Below are 18,990 nucleotides of genomic sequence, written 5' to 3' on the forward strand. Positions count from 1 at the left end.
ACTCTAACCCTCCGAAACAGTAAGGCCGCGGCTCGCGATATCGGCATTGAGACGACCCAGGAAGGCATCAAGTGACATGCTGCCCAGATCTTCTCCGCCACGCGCACGCACGGCCAGCAAACGTTCATTTACTTCGCGATCTCCTATAACGAGGAGGTACGGCACACGCTGTAACGTGTGCTCACGAATTTTAAAGCCGATCTTCTCATTTCTCAAGTCTGATTTAACCCTGAAACCCTGTTTTCTCAGTAATTCTTCAATTTCCTGCGTATATCCGGCCTGTTTATCGGTAATATTCATCACCACCACCTGGACGGGCGCCAACCAGACAGGAAAGAAACCGGCATGGTGCTCGATCAAAATGCCGATAAAACGCTCCAGCGAACCCAGTATGGCGCGGTGCAGCATGACGGGTACTTTCCGGGAGCTGTCTTCGGAGATATAGGATGCGTCAAGCCGCTCCGGCAAGGAAAAATCAAGCTGTACTGTACCACATTGCCAGACGCGCCCAATGGAATCCTTGAGCGAGAACTCGATTTTCGGTCCATAGAAGGCGCCCTCGCCCGGCTGCAAATCCCACGACAGGCCTTTGCTGTTGAGTGCTTGCTCCAGCGCATGCTCCGCCTTGTCCCACGCCTCATCCAAGCCGACACGCTTTTCGGGACGGGTGGAGAGCTTAACTAAAATCTCGTTAAAACCAAAATCCGCGTATACCTTGCGCACCAGATCAATGAACACGGAGACCTCATCCTGAACCTGCTCCTCGGTGCAAAAGATATGCGCGTCATCCTGCGTGAAGCCGCGCACCCGCATGATGCCGTGCAGCGCGCCGGAGGGCTCATTGCGGTGACAGGAGCCAAACTCGGCCAGGCGCAGCGGCAGATCGCGGTAGCTCTTCAAGCCCTGATTGAACACCTGGATGTGTCCAGGGCAATTCATCGGCTTAACAGCAAAGTCGCGCGACTCGGAGTGCGTGGTAAACATGTTCTCGCGGTAATTTTCCCAGTGCCCGGATTTTTCCCACATCATCCGGTCCATCACCTGCGGGGTACGGATTTCCTGATAGCCGTTATCGCGGAATACCTGGCGCATGTACTGTTCCACCACCTGCCAAATACCCCACCCCTTGGGATGCCAGAACACCATGCCCGGCGCTTCCTCCTGAAGATGGAATAGATCCTGGGCCTTGCCTATCTTGCGGTGATCACGCTTTTCAGCCTCTTCCAGGCGGTGCAGATAGGCGTCGAGCGCCTTCTTGTCGGACCAGGCGGTGCCGTAGATGCGCTGCAACATCGCATTTTTCGAATCGCCGCGCCAATATGCCCCCGCCACCTTCATCAGCTTAAAGGCCTTGATCTTTCCGGTCGAAGGCACGTGCGGACCACGGCACAGATCGGTAAAGTCACCTTGGCTATAGAGGGACAACACTTCGTGCGCCGGGATATCTTCAATGATCTTGGCCTTGTATTCCTCACCCATGTTGCGGAAGAAGATCACGGCCTCATCACGCGGCATCACCGAGCGGGACACTGGCAGATCCTGGGCAGTCAATTCCAGCATCTTGTTTTCGATGGCCTGGAGATCTTCCGGGGTAAAGGGGCGCTGATAGGCAAAATCGTAGTAAAAGCCGTCTTCGATCACCGGGCCGATGGTCACCTGGGCGTCGGGAAATAACGCCTTGACGGCTTGCGCCAGCAAATGGGCGCAGGAATGACGGATAACTTCCAGGCCCTCGGGACCTTTGTCGGTCACAATCGCTAGGTGGGCGTCATGCTCGATGACATACGAGATATCGACCAGCCTGTCATCAATCTTGCCCGCCAGGGCGGCCTTGGCCAAACCGGCGCCAATGCTCGCGGCGACCTGCTGCACGGTCACGGGATGATCGAAGTTACGCTGACTACCGTCGGGAAGGGTTATGATGGGCATGATTACAGATGGGTATGATTACAAACGGTGGGACCAGCAATCCTGGTAGGCGCGATTGGACTCGAACCAACGACCCCCACCATGTCAAGGTGGTGCTCTAACCAACTGAGCTACGCGCCTACTTATTCAAGAGGCGAAAAAATAACATAATCCCGGGGACAATTACAAGCCATATCTTACATTTCGCCAGGGCCGCCCCATTAAAACTCTATTAGCAAGCTATCCGTTGGCGCGATAGAACTGCACTCAGCATATTGCCCCCCCCGTCGACCACAACCACTGTGCCTGCGGAGTATGAATTACCAAACACCAAACAGATACAGGTAGGCATCAGCCCCAATAATCAACCGCAAATTACGTGCGGCTGAAAATTGAAAAACCTCAGGGAAGCGGCCTGTCAGAGGTCTATGCAAGCTCACGAACATCCACAAAATGTCCCGCCACTGCCGCTGCGGCGGCCATTGCCGGGCTGACCAGATGTGTACGTCCACCTGGGCCTTGGCGGCCTTCGAAGTTGCGGTTCGAGGTGGAGGCGCAGCGCTCGCCCGGCTCCAGACGGTCGGCGTTCATGGCCAGGCACATGGAGCACCCTGGCTCGCGCCATTCAAAACCGGCCTCGATAAAAATCCTGTCCAGTCCTTCCGCTTCGGCCTGGCGTTTAACCAGACCTGAGCCCGGCACCACCAGGGCGAGCTTTACATTGCTGGCGACATGCTGGCCACGCGCAATCGCTGCGGCGGCGCGCAGGTCTTCAATGCGCGAATTGGTGCAGGAGCCGATGAACACCTTGTCGATGGCGATATCGGTGATCGCCATGCCCGGCGTCAGGTTCATATAACGTAGCGCCCGCGTCATCCCCTCGCGCTTTACTGCATCAGACTCCTGGGCAGGATCGGGCACGCGGCCATCCACCGGCACCACCATTTCCGGCGAGGTGCCCCACGTCACCTGAGGCTTGATGGAGGCGGCATTGATATGCAACACCCGGTCGAACACTGCGTCCGGATCGCTGTGCAGATCGCGCCAAGCCGTCACCGCCCGCTTCCATGCCTCGCCAACGGGGGCATAATGCCGCCCTTTCACATAGTCGATAGTCTTGTCGTCCACCGCCACCATGCCCGCACGCGCACCGGCCTCGATGGCCATGTTGCAGACCGTCATGCGGCCTTCCATGGAGAGCGCGCGGATCGCCTCACCGCCGAACTCGATGGCATAGCCTGTACCGCCCGCAGTGCCGATTTCACCGATAATCGCCAGCACGATATCCTTGGCCGTGACACCAGCGCCCACTTGGCCATCCACGCTGATGAGCATATTTTTCGATTTCTTCTGGATCAGGCACTGGGTGGCAAGCACATGCTCAACTTCGGAGGTGCCGATACCGTGCGCCAGCGCGCCAAAGGCGCCGTGAGTGGAGGTGTGCGAATCACCGCACACCACGGTCATGCCAGGCAGCGTCGCGCCCTGCTCCGGGCCGATGACATGGACGATGCCTTGGCGTGGGTCATTCATCCGGAATTCGGTGATACCAAACTCGTCGCAATTGTTATCAAGCGTCTCCACTTGCAAACGTGAGACAGGATCGGCTATTCCGTGACTGCGATCGGTAGTCGGAACGTTGTGATCGGCCACCGCCAGGTTTGCGTCCACGCGCCATGGCTTGCGCCCGGCCAGACGCAGCCCGTCAAAGGCCTGAGGGGAGGTAACCTCGTGCACAAGATGGCGATCAATGTACAAAAGACACGTACCATCATCATTGCAGCGCACCACATGCGCGTCCCACAATTTATCGTACAAGGTTTTTCCGGCCACTTTCCTGACTCCTACTTGATTTGCTCGCTAAAAGGTTGATTTTACGCCAGCAAGCGGGATTACACAAAAACACCAACATACGGATTAGCACAGAAATCCCCGCAACGGTTAGAATAGACACCTTCGTCACATTCGGGTTCAAACATGAAGGCACAGATCATAGATGGCAAGGCACAGGCTGCCGATCTCAGGCAAGCGGTAAAACGCGGCGTAGAACAGCGCCTGGCGCACAGCAAACGCGCACCTGGTCTAGCCGTTATCCTGGTTGGCAACAATCCGGCCTCGGAGGTCTATGTCGCCAGCAAGAGAAAAGCCTGCTTTGAAGCCGGCATTATCTCCAAGAGCTATGACCTGCCCGACAGCGTCAGCCAGGAAGCTCTCCTCGCGCTGATTGACGAACTGAATGACGCCCCCGATATTGATGGCATTCTGGTCCAGCTCCCATTGCCCACACATATCGATTCCGAAATCGTCATTGAGCGAATACACCCCGGCAAAGACGTGGACGGCTTTCACCCCTATAACGTCGGACGGCTGGCGCTACGCCTGCCCGCGCTTCGGCCTTGCACCCCGCACGGGGTTATGACCTTGCTGGAAAGTACCGGGCAAATCCTCAAAGGGCAGGAGGCGGTTATAGTAGGCGCATCCAATATCGTCGGACGCCCGATGTCCCTGGAGTTGCTGCTGGCCGGATGCACCGTCACCACCTGTCACCGCTTCACCCGCGACCTGCCCAGCCATGTGGGGCGCGCCGACATCCTGGTGGTGGCCGTGGGCAAACCGGGGTTCATCAAGGGTGAATGGATCAAGCCAGGCGCCATCGTGATTGACGTGGGCATCAATCGGCTGGCGGATGGAAAGATCGTGGGTGACGTGGAATTCGCCCCCGCCGCCGAACGCGCCGCCTGGATCACCCCCGTTCCCGGCGGGGTGGGACCGATGACGGTGGCGACGTTGTTGCAGAATACGCTTGATGCGGCGGAGCAACGGGGTTGATGCCCACTCATTGCTTGTGACACAGTAGAACTAAACGCAGTGCGTGCTCTTTTTTCGCCATTTATACTTCCTTTAAAATCCATTCGCGAATACTATTCTGTTAACCCCCCAGCTTCAGGGCGCGAACTTCTAATCGCATAAAAGCAAGAACAAGATTCAGGATATATATGACCTCAATAGCGATCTCTAACGGCGTCAAACAGCGCAGGCGCACGGACCGCCGCTCGGCATCATCCGCACCCTTTAGTCGCGCGGCCTGGCAGGGCCGGCGTCGAGGGGCGCAGCGCGCGGAAGATCGGGGGAATTCCTATGTTGACTGGTATGAGCCAGGATTGTTCTATATCGCCGTGGGAATCCTGCTTCTGTGCTGTATGGACGCGGCATTCACGCTCAGCTTGCTGCAGCGTGGCGCATCCGAGGCTAACCCGTTCATGACGTGGCTGCTCGAAATAGATACCCAGCTATTTCTTGTTACAAAGCTCGCCCTTACTGCGGCGGGACTGGTGTTCCTGGTTGCGCATAAAAACTTCTCCGTATTCAACCGCTTCACGGTGCGCCATGCGTTACACGGGTTGCTGTTTGGCTACGCGCTGCTTATACAGTATGAATTGGTTTTGCTGGGGGAATGGCTGTAGGACAGGTATCGGTTGCCTGGGGTTTCGGGTCGTCGTTCATGGGCATGCCGAACCAGATCCGCCAATGCTTTTGTCATCGCCCGGATGTTCTATAAAACATCCGGGCTTGAATGCGAATTACACGTGAAAAATGGGCGCCAGGACAGCGCTCAGGGCTACAAATCAAGCAAACCCCATCAAGCGTCACTTAACGCCACTGCGTTCAAGTATCTCCATATCATACGAAATGCGTTGTACTGGCGTTAGTATCGCGCGCATTTCCAGAATATGTGCGTAACGGGAACGCATTATCTGTTTTTTTACGCCCATCAGCTCATCGATTTTCGTGTGAAGCGAATTTGTGGCTGTATTATCCCGCGCCACCAACACGTTAATCTGTTTTTGTACAAGCTCCTCTTGCGCCTTCAACACAACGAGTTCACGGTCGAGTTCAAGATGCATTATATCCACCCGAGTTTTTTGATCGTCGCTCAATGTTTTTGCCCAATGGTCAGTAAAATGGTGGGCAGACTTATGTGCCTTTTCACTATGCGTATCGGGTTCCGCTGACACCGCAAATGGCACTAGCAATGTTGCTGCCATCGCGAATGGTAGTATTCGATGCGTCATCGTCATATTCGATCCCTCCTGGTTATTATTGATATGTTACGACCTCGAACCTGGGGAGACCAGAGAAATTTTACTACGATGTCGTAACGAAGGCGCTCGGCTTCCGAAAGAATCAATTCCACATCGCATGCTCCGGCCAGCCCGGTCTATGGGCTCACATAACCCCTATCCATCATTTGTGCCTGAGGGTGGCCTGCCGGTGACGCCTAATCCGTAAAAAATCAAAAAATCCGGCCTAACCCGCAGCACGCATGAAAACTCATCGGACTACATAAACCCGCTTGTACCCGCTATACTTTGCGCCACGCTCCATTTACGAATAAAAGGGTTTGTTTTGACATACACCACTCTTTCTGGCGACGCCCCGTCGCCTGACGTCTCGACCTTCCAGGGCCTGATTCTGGCGCTCCAGAATTACTGGGCTGCGCAGGGTTGCGTGCTGTTGCAGCCTTACGATATGGAAGTCGGCGCGGGCACGTTCCATTCCGCTACTTTCCTGCGTGCCATCGGCCCCGAGCCATGGCGCGCGGCTTATGTGCAACCCTCGCGCCGCCCCACCGATGGGCGTTACGGCGAGAACCCTAACCGTTTGCAGCATTATTACCAATTCCAGGTGATCCTCAAGCCGTCGCCGCTTGACATCCAAGACCTGTACCTGGGTTCACTGAAAATGCTGGGTATCGACCCGCTGGTGCATGACATCCGCTTCGTCGAGGACAACTGGGAATCGCCGACGCTGGGCGCGTGGGGCCTGGGCTGGGAGGTGTGGCTGAACGGCATGGAGGTGACGCAGTTCACCTATTTCCAGCAGGTGGGCGGGCTGGAATGCCAGCCGGTGACCGGCGAGATCACCTATGGACTGGAGCGCATCGCCATGTACCTGCAAGGGGTAGAGAGCGTTTTTGACCTGACGTGGACCAACGGGATGCCGGGAGCGGCGAAAGTCACCTATGGGGATGTGTTTCACCAGAACGAAGTGGAAATGTCCACATACAATTTTGAACACGCCGATGTTGCATCGCTGCTTGGCTGGTTCGACACCTGTGAACGCGAGAGCAGCAAACTGATCGAGGAGGGATTGCCGCTGCCCGCCTATGAGATGGTGCTCAAAGCCTCGCACACCTTCAACCTGCTCGATGCGCGCCGCGCGATTTCAGTGACCGAACGCCAACGCTACATCCTGCGCGTGCGCACCCTGGCGCGCGCGGTAGCGGAAACCTATTACAAACGCCGCGAGGCACTAGGTTTCCCCATGGCGCAGACTGCGACTGCGGGAGGTGCGTCATGACACAGCATCGTGACCTGCTGGTGGAAATCGGCACCGAAGAACTGCCACCCAAGGCTTTAAAGAAGCTCATGGAGGCATTTGCCAACGGCATAATGGATGGACTCAACAAAGCCGGCCTGGAATTTGGCACAGTACACCCCTACGCCACACCACGCCGATTAGCGGTACACATTGAGGCGTTGATCACCACCCAGGCTGACCGTCTGGTGGAACGCCGTGGTCCGGCGTTGAATGCTGCGTTTGACGGCGACGGCCTGCCTACCAAGGCTACCGAAGGCTTCGCGCGCTCGTGTGGTGTTGCGGTCGAGCAACTCGAAAAACTGGAAACCGACAAAGGTTCCTGGCTGGTGTTCCGCGCCACGCAGCCTGGCCGCACCACAAAGGATTTGCTGACCGGCATCATAGAGCAATCCCTCGCTGCACTCCCTATCCCCAAGCGCATGCGCTGGGGTAGCTCGCGCGTGGAATTTGTGCGCCCGGTGCATTGGATAGTTCTGCTGTTTGGTGATGAAGTGGTCGACGCCGAAATCCTCGGCGTGCAAACCGGACGCGAGACACGCGGGCACCGCTTCCATCACCCTGACTCCATGTATCTGGCCGAACCCGCCGCCTACGCCCCGTTGCTGGAAACCGAAGGACGTGTGATGCCCGACTTCGCCGCGCGTCGCGAGGCGATCTATGGGCAGGTGCAGGAAAAGGCCGTCTCGGTCGGCGGCACAGCGGTGATCGACGACGCCCTGCTCGACGAAGTCACCGCCCTGGTGGAATGGCCGGCGGCACTGCTGGGCCAGTTTGAGGAACGCTTTCTGAGCGTGCCCCAGGAGGCGCTGATCTCCACCATGAAGGGCAACCAGAAGTATTTTCATGTAGTGGACGGGGCGGGCAAACTGCTGCCCTACTTCATCACCGTTTCCAACATCGAAAGCCGCGACCCGGACCAGGTTCGCGCCGGTAATGAACGCGTGATACGCCCGCGTCTAAGCGATGCCGCGTTTTTCTGGGATCAAGACCGTAAGCAAAAACTGGAAGTGCGACTCGAAAGTCTCAAACATGTGGTGTTTCAAAACGAGCTGGGCACCATATACGACAAGACAATACGCGTCATGGGTGTGGCTGGGGTTTGCGCGAACAATATTGGCGGTGATGTGGGGCGAGCGCAGCGCGCGGCAGCACTATCAAAATGTGACCTCATGACCGCCATGGTAGGAGAATTTCCTGAATTGCAAGGCAGCATGGGGCGTTATTATGCCCTGCATGACGACGAACAAGACGACGTGTCACAAGCCATTGATGAGCAGTACATGCCGCGCTACGCTGGCGATGCGCTGCCCTTGACCCACACCGGCCAAGCCCTGTCCATTGCCGACAAGCTTGACACCTTGGTCGGCATCTTCGGCATCGGCCAAGCCCCAAGCGGCGACAAGGACCCCTTCGCACTGCGCCGCGCCGCGCTGGGCGTGCTGCGCACCATAATAGAAAAACAGCTGAATCTGGATTTGCTCACTACGCTGGAAGCAGTGCGGAAACAGTATTGGGGGACTTTTAAGCCAGAGGGCAAATACCACAGGTTTTCCAACTCCACATTGGAGGAACAGGTATTCGATTTCATGATGGAGCGTCTGCGCGCCTATTATCATGACCAGGGCATCCGCCCCGACGTCTTCGAGGCCGTGCTGGCACACCGCCCCACCCATCCCTACGACTTTGACCGCCGCATGCACGCCGTCACAGCATTCCGCGCCCTGCCCGAGGCCGAAAGCCTGGCTGCGGCGAACAAGCGTATTGCCAATATCCTGCGGCAGGCTATTGAACGGGGAGAAACGATACCCGATGTGGTTGCCGACAGCCTTCTTACCGAACCTGCCGAGCGCGCCCTAGCGGAGCAAGTGGCCCTGATTCGTGCGGAGGTCATGCCGTTGCTCGAAGATACCGATTACACTCAGGCCATGGTGCGTCTGGCGCGACTGCGCGAGACCGTGGATACCTTCTTCGACAAGGTAATGGTGATGGCCGAAGACGCGTCGCTGCGCACCAACCGCCTCGCCCTGCTCAAGCAGCTCGCGGAGCTGATGAATCCCGTGGCGGATATTTCCAAATTGGCGACGGCATAGGCCATGTAGGGTGTGTCTCACGCACCCTATTAAAATGAATAATGAACCCAGATTGTCCCACGCCCCAAAACCGTTCGCCCTGAGCCTGTCGAAGGGCTGTTCATGGTTCGACAAGCTCACCACGAACGGCGATGTACGCTCTATTTCGCCGTGGGACAAGCTGGGATGAATGGTGCGCATGGCGCACCCTACAACCTGCATTTGACCTCCAGACTATGACGATGCTCACCCTCCGCTCCCTCCTGTTCTCCCTCGGCATGGCGCTCTCAACGCTGGTCTTTGCGCCGCTCAGTCTGCTCACTTTCCCTTTGCCGTTGCGGCAGCGCTATGCGTTCATCACCCAATGGTCGCGTTTTAACCTGTGGTGGCTGGCGGTGACGTGCAATCTGCGCTACACCGTGGAGGGCCGGGAAAACATCCCCCCGACCAACGGCATCATCCTCTGCAAGCACCAATCCGCCTGGGAGACGCTGGCGTTACAGAGGGTTTTTCCGCCACAGGTGTGGTTGCTCAAGCGCGAGCTGCTGTGGGTGCCGTTTTTCGGCTGGGGACTGGCCATGCTCAACCCCATCGCCATCGACCGCAAAGCAGGCAAAAAGGCCTTGCGCCAACTCCGGGAACAGGGCGCGCAGCGTTTGGCCGATGGTTTATGGGTGGTGATTTTCCCCGAAGGCACGCGCGTCACGCCCGGTGAAAAGCGCCCTTACGCCCCCGGCGGCGCGATGCTGGCCCATCACACCGGCTATCCTGTGGTGCCGGTGGCGCATAACGCCGGTGAGTTCTGGCCAAAACACGGCTTCATCAAGCGGCCTGGCACCATCCGGCTCGTCATCGGCCCGGCCATTGCCGACACCGGGCGCTCGACATCTGAGATCAATGCGGGTGCGGAGGCATGGATTGAAAACAAGATGCGCGAAATCAGTGCCGCCCACACACATTCAAATTTATTGAAGTAATACTTCGAAACTATTTGCTATCACTGGAGAGAATCCGGGTGTAGCCTGTCACCTATCTTTCAAAATCGCTGAATGAACATGGACGATCTATTAGCAAACCCCGCATTCCAGGCCTCCGTAGCGCCCTTTTTTGTAGCGCTCGTCGCCGGTTTCCTGCTTAAATATGTGGGATGGTATTGGGCAGGACTGGCCGTGATGCTGGGCTTTTATGCCAGCGTGTCACTGATCACAGGCTTTGAGTTCACGCCGCTCACCAGCACCCGCAAAGTAGTGTTGCTGGGCATGATAGCGGTAGCCGTTGGCCTGCTGCTCGACCTGTTCACGATCAAGCGGCAGTATCTTTTGTCCCTCCTCGCCATCACCGGGGCCGCGGCACTGCTGTGGGTGATCTGGCCGCCGTTGATGCGCATGGAAGGACAGGCCTTTTGGCTGTACGCAGCAGGCGGTATTGCTTATGTGGTTTGGCTGATGCTTTCACTGGAAGGTCTGCGCAGCCGCCCCTTGCGTGCCGACGCGGCTACGTTGACACTGAGCCTGGGCACAGGCATTGCTGCGCTGATCGGCGCTTCAGCCCTGCTCGGGCAATTGGCGTCGTCTCTGGCTGCGGCACTCGGTGCGTTTCTGCTGTTGAGCGTGATAAAGAAGACCTTGCCAGTGGGGTTCGTAATGATGCTGCCGGTGACGCTGCTCAGCGGGTTGATCGGCATGAGCGGGCTGGTGTATGCAAAGCTGCCATGGTATAGCTTATCCATCCTGGCGCTGACACCGCTGCTGGCGCGCATCCCCTTGCCCAAGCGCTTGCCGTTGTGGGGGCAGGCGCTGGCGCTGGTAGCCGCCACCGCGCCTGCCGCAGCAGGCGCGATTTATGTGGCATTGAAAATTGCCGGGGCACCGCCTATATAGTCTTAAACCCAGATTGTCCATTAGCCCCAAAACCGCTCGCCCTGAGCCTGTCGAAGGGCCGTTTTTCGTCTAATGGACAATCCGGGTTAAATATTCCCCTTCACCCCCCAACCCAAGGAGAGCACCATGCGTAAAGTCGTACTTGCTGTTGCATTAACCACACTGTCTTGCACCGCATTCGCAGCGGCAGAAAACTACACGATCGACCCGGACCACACCTTTCCTCACTTCACCATCAACCATCTCGGTTTTTCCACCATGCACGGCCGTTTCAACACCACCAAGGGCAAGATCGTGATGGATCGCACCGGCAACACCAGCTCGGTGGACATCACGATTGATGCAGCTTCTGTTGATACCGGCTTCAAAAAGCGCGACGACCACCTGCGCTCACCGGATTTTCTGAATGTTGCGGAATTCCCGGAAATCACCTACAAATCCACCAAGATCACCTTCAACGGCCCCTCCAAGGCCACCGTGGATGGCACGATGACCATTGCCGGGGTATCCAAGCCCGTCAAGCTGGACGTGCAAAGCATCAACTGCGGCATCCACCCCATGGACCCGAAGAAACAAAAATTCGTCTGCGGTTTCGACGCTACCACCAAAATCAAACGCTCGGACTTCGGCGTGAAATTCGCCCTGCCGGCGGTAGGCGATGACATGGCGATTGCACTGGAAGTCGAAGGGGTAAGGAACTAACAACCCCTTCCATCCCACAACTCCCCCGGCTCCGATCCTGTCTCTTGATCACATTTCATATGAGAGCTATCTTGTAACCCTCTGAGGCAAAAGGAGCGTTCGGTTGCAATGATACCCAAGGATGAGATGGAATGGTCACGACGGATGTTTGGCGACTGTGAACTAGGCGACGCGCGGCGCACGGGGCGCTTGGTGGACGTGGCGGCACTCATGTCGAAGCAGATGGGCCGTTCACTGGCGAAGAGCTGCCAGGGCGATGGCGCGGCATTATTGGGCGGCTACCGATTGCTGCGTAACGACGGCGTGAAACCGGAAGCCATCCGAGAGGGTAGCTTCGCCAGCGTAGCGCGGCACGCCCAAGCGCATGCGTTGTTGCTGGCCGTGGAAGACACCACCAGCGTGAGCTATACGCATGCGGTGGAGGGCGAGCTGGGCATCACGAGCAACCAAAAAGACGCGAAGCGCAAAGACCACGGCAAGAAACACTCACGCAAGCAACGCGCCTATGAAGACAAGGAAAGCTACAAGTGGGAACAAGCTTCGGAGCGCACCGCCGAGCGTTTGGGCGCCACGATGGCGCGCACCATCTCGGTGTGTGATCGTGAATCCGACGTGTACGAGTACCTGGATTACAAGTTGCGGCACGCGCAGCGCTTTGTGATCCGGGCCAAGGTGGATCGACGCGTGCTGCACAGCGCGTCAAGCCACGGTGCATCTGCGCAGTCTGAGTCTGGAACTACACGCCCCGGCAGGGGGTGCCGGCTGCCGTGAGCCGTTGACCGTGAACGCGATTCTGGTTGAGGAGAAGGATGCACCGCCGGACGTGGAACCGTTACGCTGGGTGTTGCTGACGAGCGAACTGGTGGGCAGCGCGGACGAGGCGCGGCAGGTGGTGCGCTCACTCGCGCCAGATTGCGCATTGAGGATTATCACAAGGCGTGAAAGAGTGGCGTGGGAGTGGAAAGGCAACGCTTCCAAAGCGCGGCGAACCTGGAACGGATGTTAGTGATCACCGCGTTTCTGGCCGTGCGCTTGTTGCAATTGCGAGAAATGCTGGACACGCCGGAGGAGGATGAGCAGGTGAGCTGCGACACGCTACTGAGCGAAGACGAGTGGACCGTGTTGTGGGTATCGACCCAGCGCAGCGCGCCACCGACGACGGCGCCATCGATTCGTTGGGCGTGCTTGGCGGTCGCGAAGTTGGGCGGATTTACTGACACCAAGCGCACTGGGCGTCCTGGGTGGGACACGATGTGGCATGGCTGGTTTCGCTTGAAGGAGCGACTTGAGGGCTATCAAATGAGCAGGCTCGCGCGTGCCACATTGTGATCAAGAGACAGAGGCTATCCGGGGGTTGCCAGCCATCGCTCGCTTACGCGTCGCTTCCATGGCTGGCGCCCAGGCTGCTAGAAATAGACATCATTTCAAAAATATAGAAACTGTTTTCACATATAGATTTGTCGTTGGCATATTATAGAAATCAGGTATCTACATCGCCAATATTTGGCGCAACATCCGTCCCGAATACCGCCACTACAGGCGTATGATCCGAAGGCCTCTCAAGCTTGCGTGGCGTTTTGTCGATCTGGCAGGAGATGCTCGCCCCGCATAATTCCTGGCTGACCAGAATGTGGTCGATACGCAGGCCCATGTTGCGGCGGAAGGCGGCCATGCGGTAGTCCCACCAGGTGAATTGGCTTTCTTCCTGATTAAAGAGCCGGAATGTGTCACATAGGCCAAGGCCGATCAGTTGGCGGTAGGCGGCGCGTTCCGGCTCGGAGCACAGCACGCTGTTTTCCCAGAGCTGCGGGTCGTGTACGTCGCGCGCCTCGGGGGCGATGTTGAAATCTCCCAGCAGCACCAGGCGCGGGCGTGCGGCAAGCTGTACTTTCACATAGGCGGTGAGTTTTTCCAACCAGCCGAGTTTGTAAGCGTATTTATCCGAGCCTACGGCCTCGCCGTTGGGCACATACACATTAAGTATTCGGATATCTCCATAAGTGGCGAAGAGGATGCGGCGCTGATGATCGTCCAGGCCGGGAATGTCAGTCACAATGTCTTGTGCGGCGGTGCGGCTTAGTATCGCCACGCCGTTATAGGTCTTCTGGCCAGAGTAAATCACTTGGTAGCCCGCGGCCTCAATCTCCGCCACGGGAAAGTTTTTATCTTCCAGCTTGGTTTCCTGCAGAGCAAGGATGTCCGGTTGCTCAGCGGTGATCCAGTCCAATACCTGCGGCAAGCGCACGCGCAGGGAGTTTACGTTCCAGGTTGCGATTTTCATTCTTGACGGCTCGCGATCATGCAGTAATCCCGCTATGCCGTAGCAGCGCGTCGATTTGCGGTTCTCTGCCGCGGAACTCGATGAACAGTTCCATCGGGTCGCGCGAGCCGCCCTGTTCGAGGATAGCGGAGAGGAATCGCAGGCCGGTGTCGCGGTCGAAGATGCCGTTTTCCTCAAATTTGGAGAAGGCGTCCGACGATAGCACTTCGGCCCATTTGTAGCTGTAATATCCCGCCGCGTAGCCGCCAGCGAAGATGTGCGAGAAGCTATGCGGAAAGCGGTTGAATGAGGGTGGCCTGATCACCGCCACCTGTTGCCGAACTTCGTTCAGAATCTCGTAAATGCGCCCGCCTTTGGCGGGATCATATTCCAGGTGCATGCGGAAATCGAAGATCGAAAACTCTAGTTGCCGTGCCATCTGCATGCCGGACTGGAAGTTCTTCGCCGCAATCATTTTGTCGAACAGGGCCTGTGGCAGCGGCACGCCGGTCTGAAAATGACCCGCGATCAGATCCAGCGCCTCGCGTTCCCAGCACCAGTTTTCCATGAACTGACTGGGTAGCTCCACAGCATCCCACGGCACGCCGCTGATGCCCGCCACGCTGGGGTAATTCACCTGAGTGAGCATGTGGTGCAGGCCGTGGCCGAATTCGTGGAACAGTGTCAGCACCTCGTCGTGGCTGAACAGCGCCGGATCCGAGCCAATGGGCGAAGAAAAGTTGCAGGTGAGATAGGCCACCGGGGTCTGCACACCGTTTTCGACACGCTTGCGTGTCATGCACTCGTCCATCCACGCTCCGCCGCGCTTGTGCGGCCGCGCATATAGATCGAGATAAAACTGGCCGCGCAGCGTGCCCTGGGCGTCGCGGATCTCGAAGAAGCGCACATCCGGGTGCCAGGTTTCCACGCTCTTGATCTCCTGAATGTCGAGACCATAGAGGCGCTGTACCACCGCGAACATGCCGTTCACTACACGCGGCTCGGGAAAGTAGGGCTTCACTTCTTCCTGGGAAATAGTGTATTTGTGCTGGCGCAGCTTTTCCGAATAGTAGGGGATGTCCCAGGATTCCAGATCGTCCATGCCGTGCTGCGCACGGGCGAACTCCCTGATCTCATCCAGATCCTGGCGTGCGATGGGTAGCGAGCGCCGCGCCAGATCGTGGAGGAATTCCATCACCTGCGCAGTGGATGCCGCCATCTTGGTGGCTATCGAGCGTTCCGCGTAATTGGCAAAGCCGAGCAGTTGCGCAACCTCATGACGCAGTTGCAGGATTTTTTCCATAATTACCGTATTGTCCCACCGGCCCGCATTCGGCCCCTCGTCGGAGGCGCGCGTCACATAGGCCTCGTAGACTTCGCGGCGCAATGCGCGGTTGTCGGCATAGGTGATGACAGGAAAATAGGAAGGGAATTCCAGGTTGAGCAGCCAGCCCTGTTTGCCTTCGCGCTCGGCGGCCTGCGCTGCCGCCGCCTTGGCGGATTCCGGCAGGCCCACCAGCGCTGTCTCATTTTCGATGAGTTTCTGCCAGGCGTTGGTGGCGTCGAGCAGGTTTTCCTCGAATTTGCTGGTAAGCGCAGACATTTCTTGCATGATGGCCTTGTAACGTGCCTTGTGTTCCAGACTCAGGTCAATGCCGGAGAGCCGGAAATCGCGCAGGGCGTTGTCGATGATCTTCTTCTGCGCGGTGTCGAGTCTGCCGTACTCCGGGCCTTCTGCGATGGACTGGTAGGCACGGAATAACCCTTCGTTTTGCCCCATTTCGGTGGCATAGTCGCTCAACTTTGGTAGGCAGGCGTTGTATTCCGCGCGCAACTCTTCGGAATTGACCACCGAGTTCATGTGGCCGATGGGGGACCACACTCGGTTGAGCCGTTCGCCCATGTCTTCGATCGGTTGCACCAGGCTACCCCAGGTGTAGGGGCCGGGCGCGTCCAGTAGCGCCTGCACGCCTAGGCGGTTTTCCGTCAATAACCAATCAATGGCGGACTCAACGTGTTCGGGGCGGATCTGGGTGAACGGCGGCAGGCCGGTCATTTCAAGCAGGGGGTTGTTATTCATCGTTGAATTCCCTAATAAACTAAGCGGCGTTGTCGTTTTTGGATAAGATGGCCACAGGAGGCCTGGCACCTAATCTACCATGGACGACCATGCCTCAACAAAGGGACATTTGGAGCTCTTATCAGGATTTTTTTCGGCACCCTGCTTGCTGTAGGCCCCTGATTTGCGTATCATGTTGCGTTCCTGTCGCGGAGCGTGGTGCGCGATGCAAAGTTTTGATACACGAGTATGAGGTTGCAAATGAAAGCCGATATCCATCCTGCCTACAATGAAATCACCGTAACCTGCAGTTGCGGCAACACATTCAAGACGCGCTCCACCTCCAGCAAAAACCTGGGGCTGGATGTATGTTCTGTTTGCCATCCTTTTTACACCGGCAAGCAGAGAATTGTCGATACCGCTGGCCGCGTGGATAAGTTCCGCCAGAGATACGGCGCGAAATAATACACAACAATGCCGTTGGATTGTTGTATCAGAAGGGTGCCCCGCAAAGGCGCCCTTTTTGTTTTGGGCGGCGTCAGCAGGATATCCATTGCCTGCTGCATGGTCTTACTTGCTGCCGTCTGCTCAGCCAATGATGCTGCACGCGACACGGCTACGGCTATAGGTTGCGCTTCGGACCGCATCGACGAGCATGTGACGGTTAATTATGTTTATGACGGTGATACGGTGCGCCTCAGCGATGGCCGCAAAGTGCGGTTTATCGGCATCGACACCCCAGAAGTCGGGCACAACGGCGCACCGTCCCAGCCCTTCGCCGCTGAGGCACGCACCGCGCTGGAAACCCTACTGGGTTCCGGCAAGGCTATGAGTCTGCGGTATGATGAGGAGCGTCACGACAGGTATGGGCGCGACCTTGCGCATATTTTCCTGAAAAATGGTGTGAGCATCGAAGCCCGGATGCTGGAGCAGGGCCTTGCGACTGTGTTGACCTACCCTCCAAACACGTGGAACTTAGCCTGCTATCAAGCTGCCGAGCAGCGCGCTCGCAAAGCGCAGCGCGGAATTTGGTCTTTACCGCAATACCAGCCTGTCGATGCCGCAAGCATGACGGGTGATGAGCGGGGTTTTCGCCTGATCAAGGGAAAGGTGGCACAGATCAGCGAAGATCGTGGTGGTCTGTTGCTTGAACTCAATGGCGGAATGCAGTTGTACATCTCCCGCAAAAACAGGCATTACTTTGCCAATTCAGCGCCGGAAGGATGGCAGGGCCGCACCGTGCTGGTTCGGGGCAAGTTATCGCCCTCTGACGAAAGCGGGCCACGTATCCATATTCGCCATCCTGCCGCATTGCAGGTGATCGAATAAGCCAAGAAGCAGCGCAGAAAAACCGAGTGTCGGCGTTATGAGAAAAATGCCATTGCAAGCATTGATGGTGGGTTCTCCTTGCATGTGCCGGATGCACGCAGGATGGCGCACCCGACAATAGCGTTTTCCTCAATCCAGAACGAGGCACATATATTGTCGTTGATCTGCTGGATACGGCAGATAACTATGCGTCCGTACGAGAACAAAAAAGCGCACTCGCATACGCCGGCATTAGCGCCGGATGCAGACACTCGTTTGCGCCCACGCCCTCAATACGCGGTGCTATGGCAAACGTCGACGCATGGCAAGCTGATACGGGAATGAACCTGTTGAGTGAGTAAGCGCTAGGTTGATTATAGGCCCGTAAGGAAGGGCTTTTGCAACAACTGTCATTCCACAGACCAGGCAAGGTGGGCACATAACAATGATTGAAATGCTCGTATAAAAATGAACCTGATCGTCGTAATGTCATTGCGGAAATTGCGCGTTGGAACACAAACCGTGCTCACCTATATGGCTACATAACCAACGTAATGGTACAAAACACACCCCCCCTTGCACCTGCGCTTTTTGCGGCCTATAGTTTAACGACAAGGGCGTGACTCAGCAGATGACCAGTCCCTTGCACATAGTCACATTTACTGCGTTCATAAGGAGATCACCATGAAATACAAAGGGATGATGCACAAAAGAATCGCTTCAGGCATTTTTTCCGCAATCTCTGCACTGGGAATTTGTTATTCCGCCCAGGCCGCCGAATTCACCTTCGACAGCACCTTCGTTCAAAGCGGCAGCACTGCGGCCGTCACGTTTCCGCTCCAGTTCTCCAACGTGCAACAAAACCAAATCACTGCATATTCTATCCAAAGAAGGTCTCAAGGCAGCACCGTATGGACCGACGTGACACTGTCGGGCTGCGGCGTATCATCATCATATTCAATGGCATCGAGCTTTATCGCCAGTTCAGGCGGCGTCAACGGGAATTTTGTCGCCACCTGCGGCCCCGGTGTCAATGCGGGTGATGCGGCCCGGCTGACGGTCACCGTCAATCCGCAACAACCGCTGATATTGGTCGCGGGGCCTCGCACATTGGCATCGAACAGCACCACCAAGCTGGCCTGGTTGCACAGCGGAGGCTTTTTTCAATGCCAACCGTATACACTTAACAACCAACACCCCGTCTGGAATCCAGGCAACTTTGCTTTGACGAGTCAGATCTCAACGTCGACACAGGGCGACATCAGCCTGGTGGCATCATCTTCGCCAAAGACCGTGTCTTTCGCCTTGCAATGCATCCCATCCTCCTTCGGGTTCAGCATACCACCTGTGGCGGTGGTGAACGTGACGGTAAACTAATTTATAATCTAGCGCTCTCCTTCCCTGCCGCGCGCACCAATGGAT

18 protein-coding genes and 1 tRNA gene are annotated in these 18,990 nt (G+C 56.9%); 13 read left to right on the top strand and 6 right to left on the bottom strand.

Annotated elements, in window-relative coordinates; translation table 11 throughout:
* Nucleotides 1–3: 3 nt before the first annotated feature.
* The 3 genes from thrS to leuC all read right to left on the bottom strand — a co-directional run bounded on the left by thrS (nucleotide 4) and on the right by leuC (nucleotide 3,741).
* Complete coding sequence (gene thrS / locus M3A44_12320; GenBank protein MEQ6342399.1) at nucleotides 4–1,929, bottom strand: threonine--tRNA ligase; 1,926 nt, start codon at nucleotides 1,927–1,929, stop codon at nucleotides 4–6.
* A 43-nt stretch (nucleotides 1,930–1,972) separates the two neighbouring features.
* Nucleotides 1,973–2,049: transfer RNA gene (locus tag M3A44_12325), tRNA-Val, on the bottom strand.
* Nucleotides 2,050–2,334: 285 nt separating this feature from the next.
* A complete protein-coding gene (gene leuC / locus M3A44_12330; GenBank protein MEQ6342400.1) occupies nucleotides 2,335–3,741 on the bottom strand; it encodes a 3-isopropylmalate dehydratase large subunit in 1,407 nt (468 codons plus the stop codon).
* Nucleotides 3,742–3,885: 144 nt separating this feature from the next.
* On the opposite strand from leuC, the gene folD reads away from it, so the two are divergent.
* Together folD and M3A44_12340 are read left to right on the top strand one after the other, a co-directional pair.
* The gene (gene folD, locus M3A44_12335; protein MEQ6342401.1) at nucleotides 3,886–4,737 is read left to right on the top strand and encodes a bifunctional methylenetetrahydrofolate dehydrogenase/methenyltetrahydrofolate cyclohydrolase FolD; all 852 of its coding nucleotides are present in this window, start codon (nucleotides 3,886–3,888) and stop codon (nucleotides 4,735–4,737) included.
* A gap of 167 nt (nucleotides 4,738–4,904) precedes the next feature.
* Nucleotides 4,905–5,372, top strand: a complete 468-nt coding sequence (locus M3A44_12340; protein MEQ6342402.1) for a DUF5658 family protein — start codon at nucleotides 4,905–4,907, stop codon at nucleotides 5,370–5,372.
* 183 nt (nucleotides 5,373–5,555) lie between these two features.
* Here the strand turns inward: M3A44_12340 and M3A44_12345 are convergent, their stop codons facing one another.
* Nucleotides 5,556–5,987 carry a periplasmic heavy metal sensor gene (locus M3A44_12345; GenBank protein ID MEQ6342403.1) on the bottom strand — a complete coding sequence of 144 codons (432 nt, stop codon included), beginning with the start codon at nucleotides 5,985–5,987 and terminating at the stop codon, nucleotides 5,556–5,558.
* A 328-nt stretch (nucleotides 5,988–6,315) separates the two neighbouring features.
* On the opposite strand from M3A44_12345, the gene glyQ reads away from it, so the two are divergent.
* The 8 genes from glyQ (at nucleotide 6,316) to M3A44_12385 (ending at nucleotide 13,270) form a co-directional block, all read left to right on the top strand.
* Nucleotides 6,316–7,269: a glycine--tRNA ligase subunit alpha gene (gene glyQ, locus M3A44_12350; GenBank protein ID MEQ6342404.1), complete on the top strand. Its 954-nt coding sequence runs from the start codon at nucleotides 6,316–6,318 to the stop codon at nucleotides 7,267–7,269.
* Entirely contained in the window at nucleotides 7,266–9,380 is a 2,115-nt protein-coding gene (gene glyS, locus M3A44_12355) for a glycine--tRNA ligase subunit beta (GenBank protein ID MEQ6342405.1), read from the top strand. Before glyQ ends, glyS begins: the two co-directional genes overlap by 4 nt.
* A 221-nt stretch (nucleotides 9,381–9,601) precedes the next feature.
* Nucleotides 9,602–10,336: a 1-acyl-sn-glycerol-3-phosphate acyltransferase gene (locus M3A44_12360; GenBank protein MEQ6342406.1), complete on the top strand. Its 735-nt coding sequence runs from the start codon at nucleotides 9,602–9,604 to the stop codon at nucleotides 10,334–10,336.
* A 78-nt stretch (nucleotides 10,337–10,414) separates the two neighbouring features.
* Nucleotides 10,415–11,239 (top strand): hypothetical protein, encoded by an 825-nt coding sequence (locus tag M3A44_12365; protein ID MEQ6342407.1) that lies wholly within the window; start codon nucleotides 10,415–10,417, stop codon nucleotides 11,237–11,239.
* Nucleotides 11,240–11,365: 126 nt separating this feature from the next.
* On the top strand, nucleotides 11,366–11,941 hold the full coding sequence (locus tag M3A44_12370; GenBank protein ID MEQ6342408.1) for a YceI family protein: 576 nt from the start codon (nucleotides 11,366–11,368) through the stop codon (nucleotides 11,939–11,941).
* Nucleotides 11,942–12,049: 108 nt separating this feature from the next.
* Nucleotides 12,050–12,712 carry a hypothetical protein gene (locus M3A44_12375; GenBank protein MEQ6342409.1) on the top strand — a complete coding sequence of 221 codons (663 nt, stop codon included), beginning with the start codon at nucleotides 12,050–12,052 and terminating at the stop codon, nucleotides 12,710–12,712.
* 10 nt (nucleotides 12,713–12,722) lie between these two features.
* Complete coding sequence (locus M3A44_12380) at nucleotides 12,723–12,947, top strand: hypothetical protein (protein MEQ6342410.1); 225 nt, start codon at nucleotides 12,723–12,725, stop codon at nucleotides 12,945–12,947.
* Nucleotides 12,941–13,270, top strand: coding sequence for a hypothetical protein (locus tag M3A44_12385; GenBank protein MEQ6342411.1), 330 nt, complete (start codon nucleotides 12,941–12,943; stop codon nucleotides 13,268–13,270). Before M3A44_12380 ends, M3A44_12385 begins: the two co-directional genes overlap by 7 nt.
* Nucleotides 13,271–13,421: 151 nt before the next feature.
* Here the strand turns inward: M3A44_12385 and xth are convergent, their stop codons facing one another.
* On the bottom strand, nucleotides 13,422–14,222 hold the full coding sequence (gene xth, locus M3A44_12390; GenBank protein MEQ6342412.1) for an exodeoxyribonuclease III: 801 nt from the start codon (nucleotides 14,220–14,222) through the stop codon (nucleotides 13,422–13,424).
* Nucleotides 14,223–14,238: 16 nt separating this feature from the next.
* Nucleotides 14,239–16,281 (bottom strand): oligopeptidase A, encoded by a 2,043-nt coding sequence (prlC, locus tag M3A44_12395; GenBank protein ID MEQ6342413.1) that lies wholly within the window; start codon nucleotides 16,279–16,281, stop codon nucleotides 14,239–14,241.
* Between the two features lie 240 nt (nucleotides 16,282–16,521).
* On the opposite strand from prlC, the gene rpmE reads away from it, so the two are divergent.
* From rpmE to M3A44_12410, 3 genes are all read left to right on the top strand, one after another.
* Entirely contained in the window at nucleotides 16,522–16,725 is a 204-nt protein-coding gene (rpmE, locus tag M3A44_12400) for a 50S ribosomal protein L31 (GenBank protein ID MEQ6342414.1), read from the top strand.
* 99 nt (nucleotides 16,726–16,824) lie between these two features.
* Entirely contained in the window at nucleotides 16,825–17,589 is a 765-nt protein-coding gene (locus tag M3A44_12405) for a thermonuclease family protein (GenBank protein ID MEQ6342415.1), read from the top strand.
* A 663-nt stretch (nucleotides 17,590–18,252) separates the two neighbouring features.
* On the top strand, nucleotides 18,253–18,945 hold the full coding sequence (locus tag M3A44_12410) for a hypothetical protein (protein ID MEQ6342416.1): 693 nt from the start codon (nucleotides 18,253–18,255) through the stop codon (nucleotides 18,943–18,945).
* The last annotated feature ends 45 nt before the right edge of the window (nucleotides 18,946–18,990 follow it).

It is taken from the genome of Gammaproteobacteria bacterium, from assembly GCA_040183005.1.
GTDB lineage: Bacteria > Pseudomonadota > Gammaproteobacteria.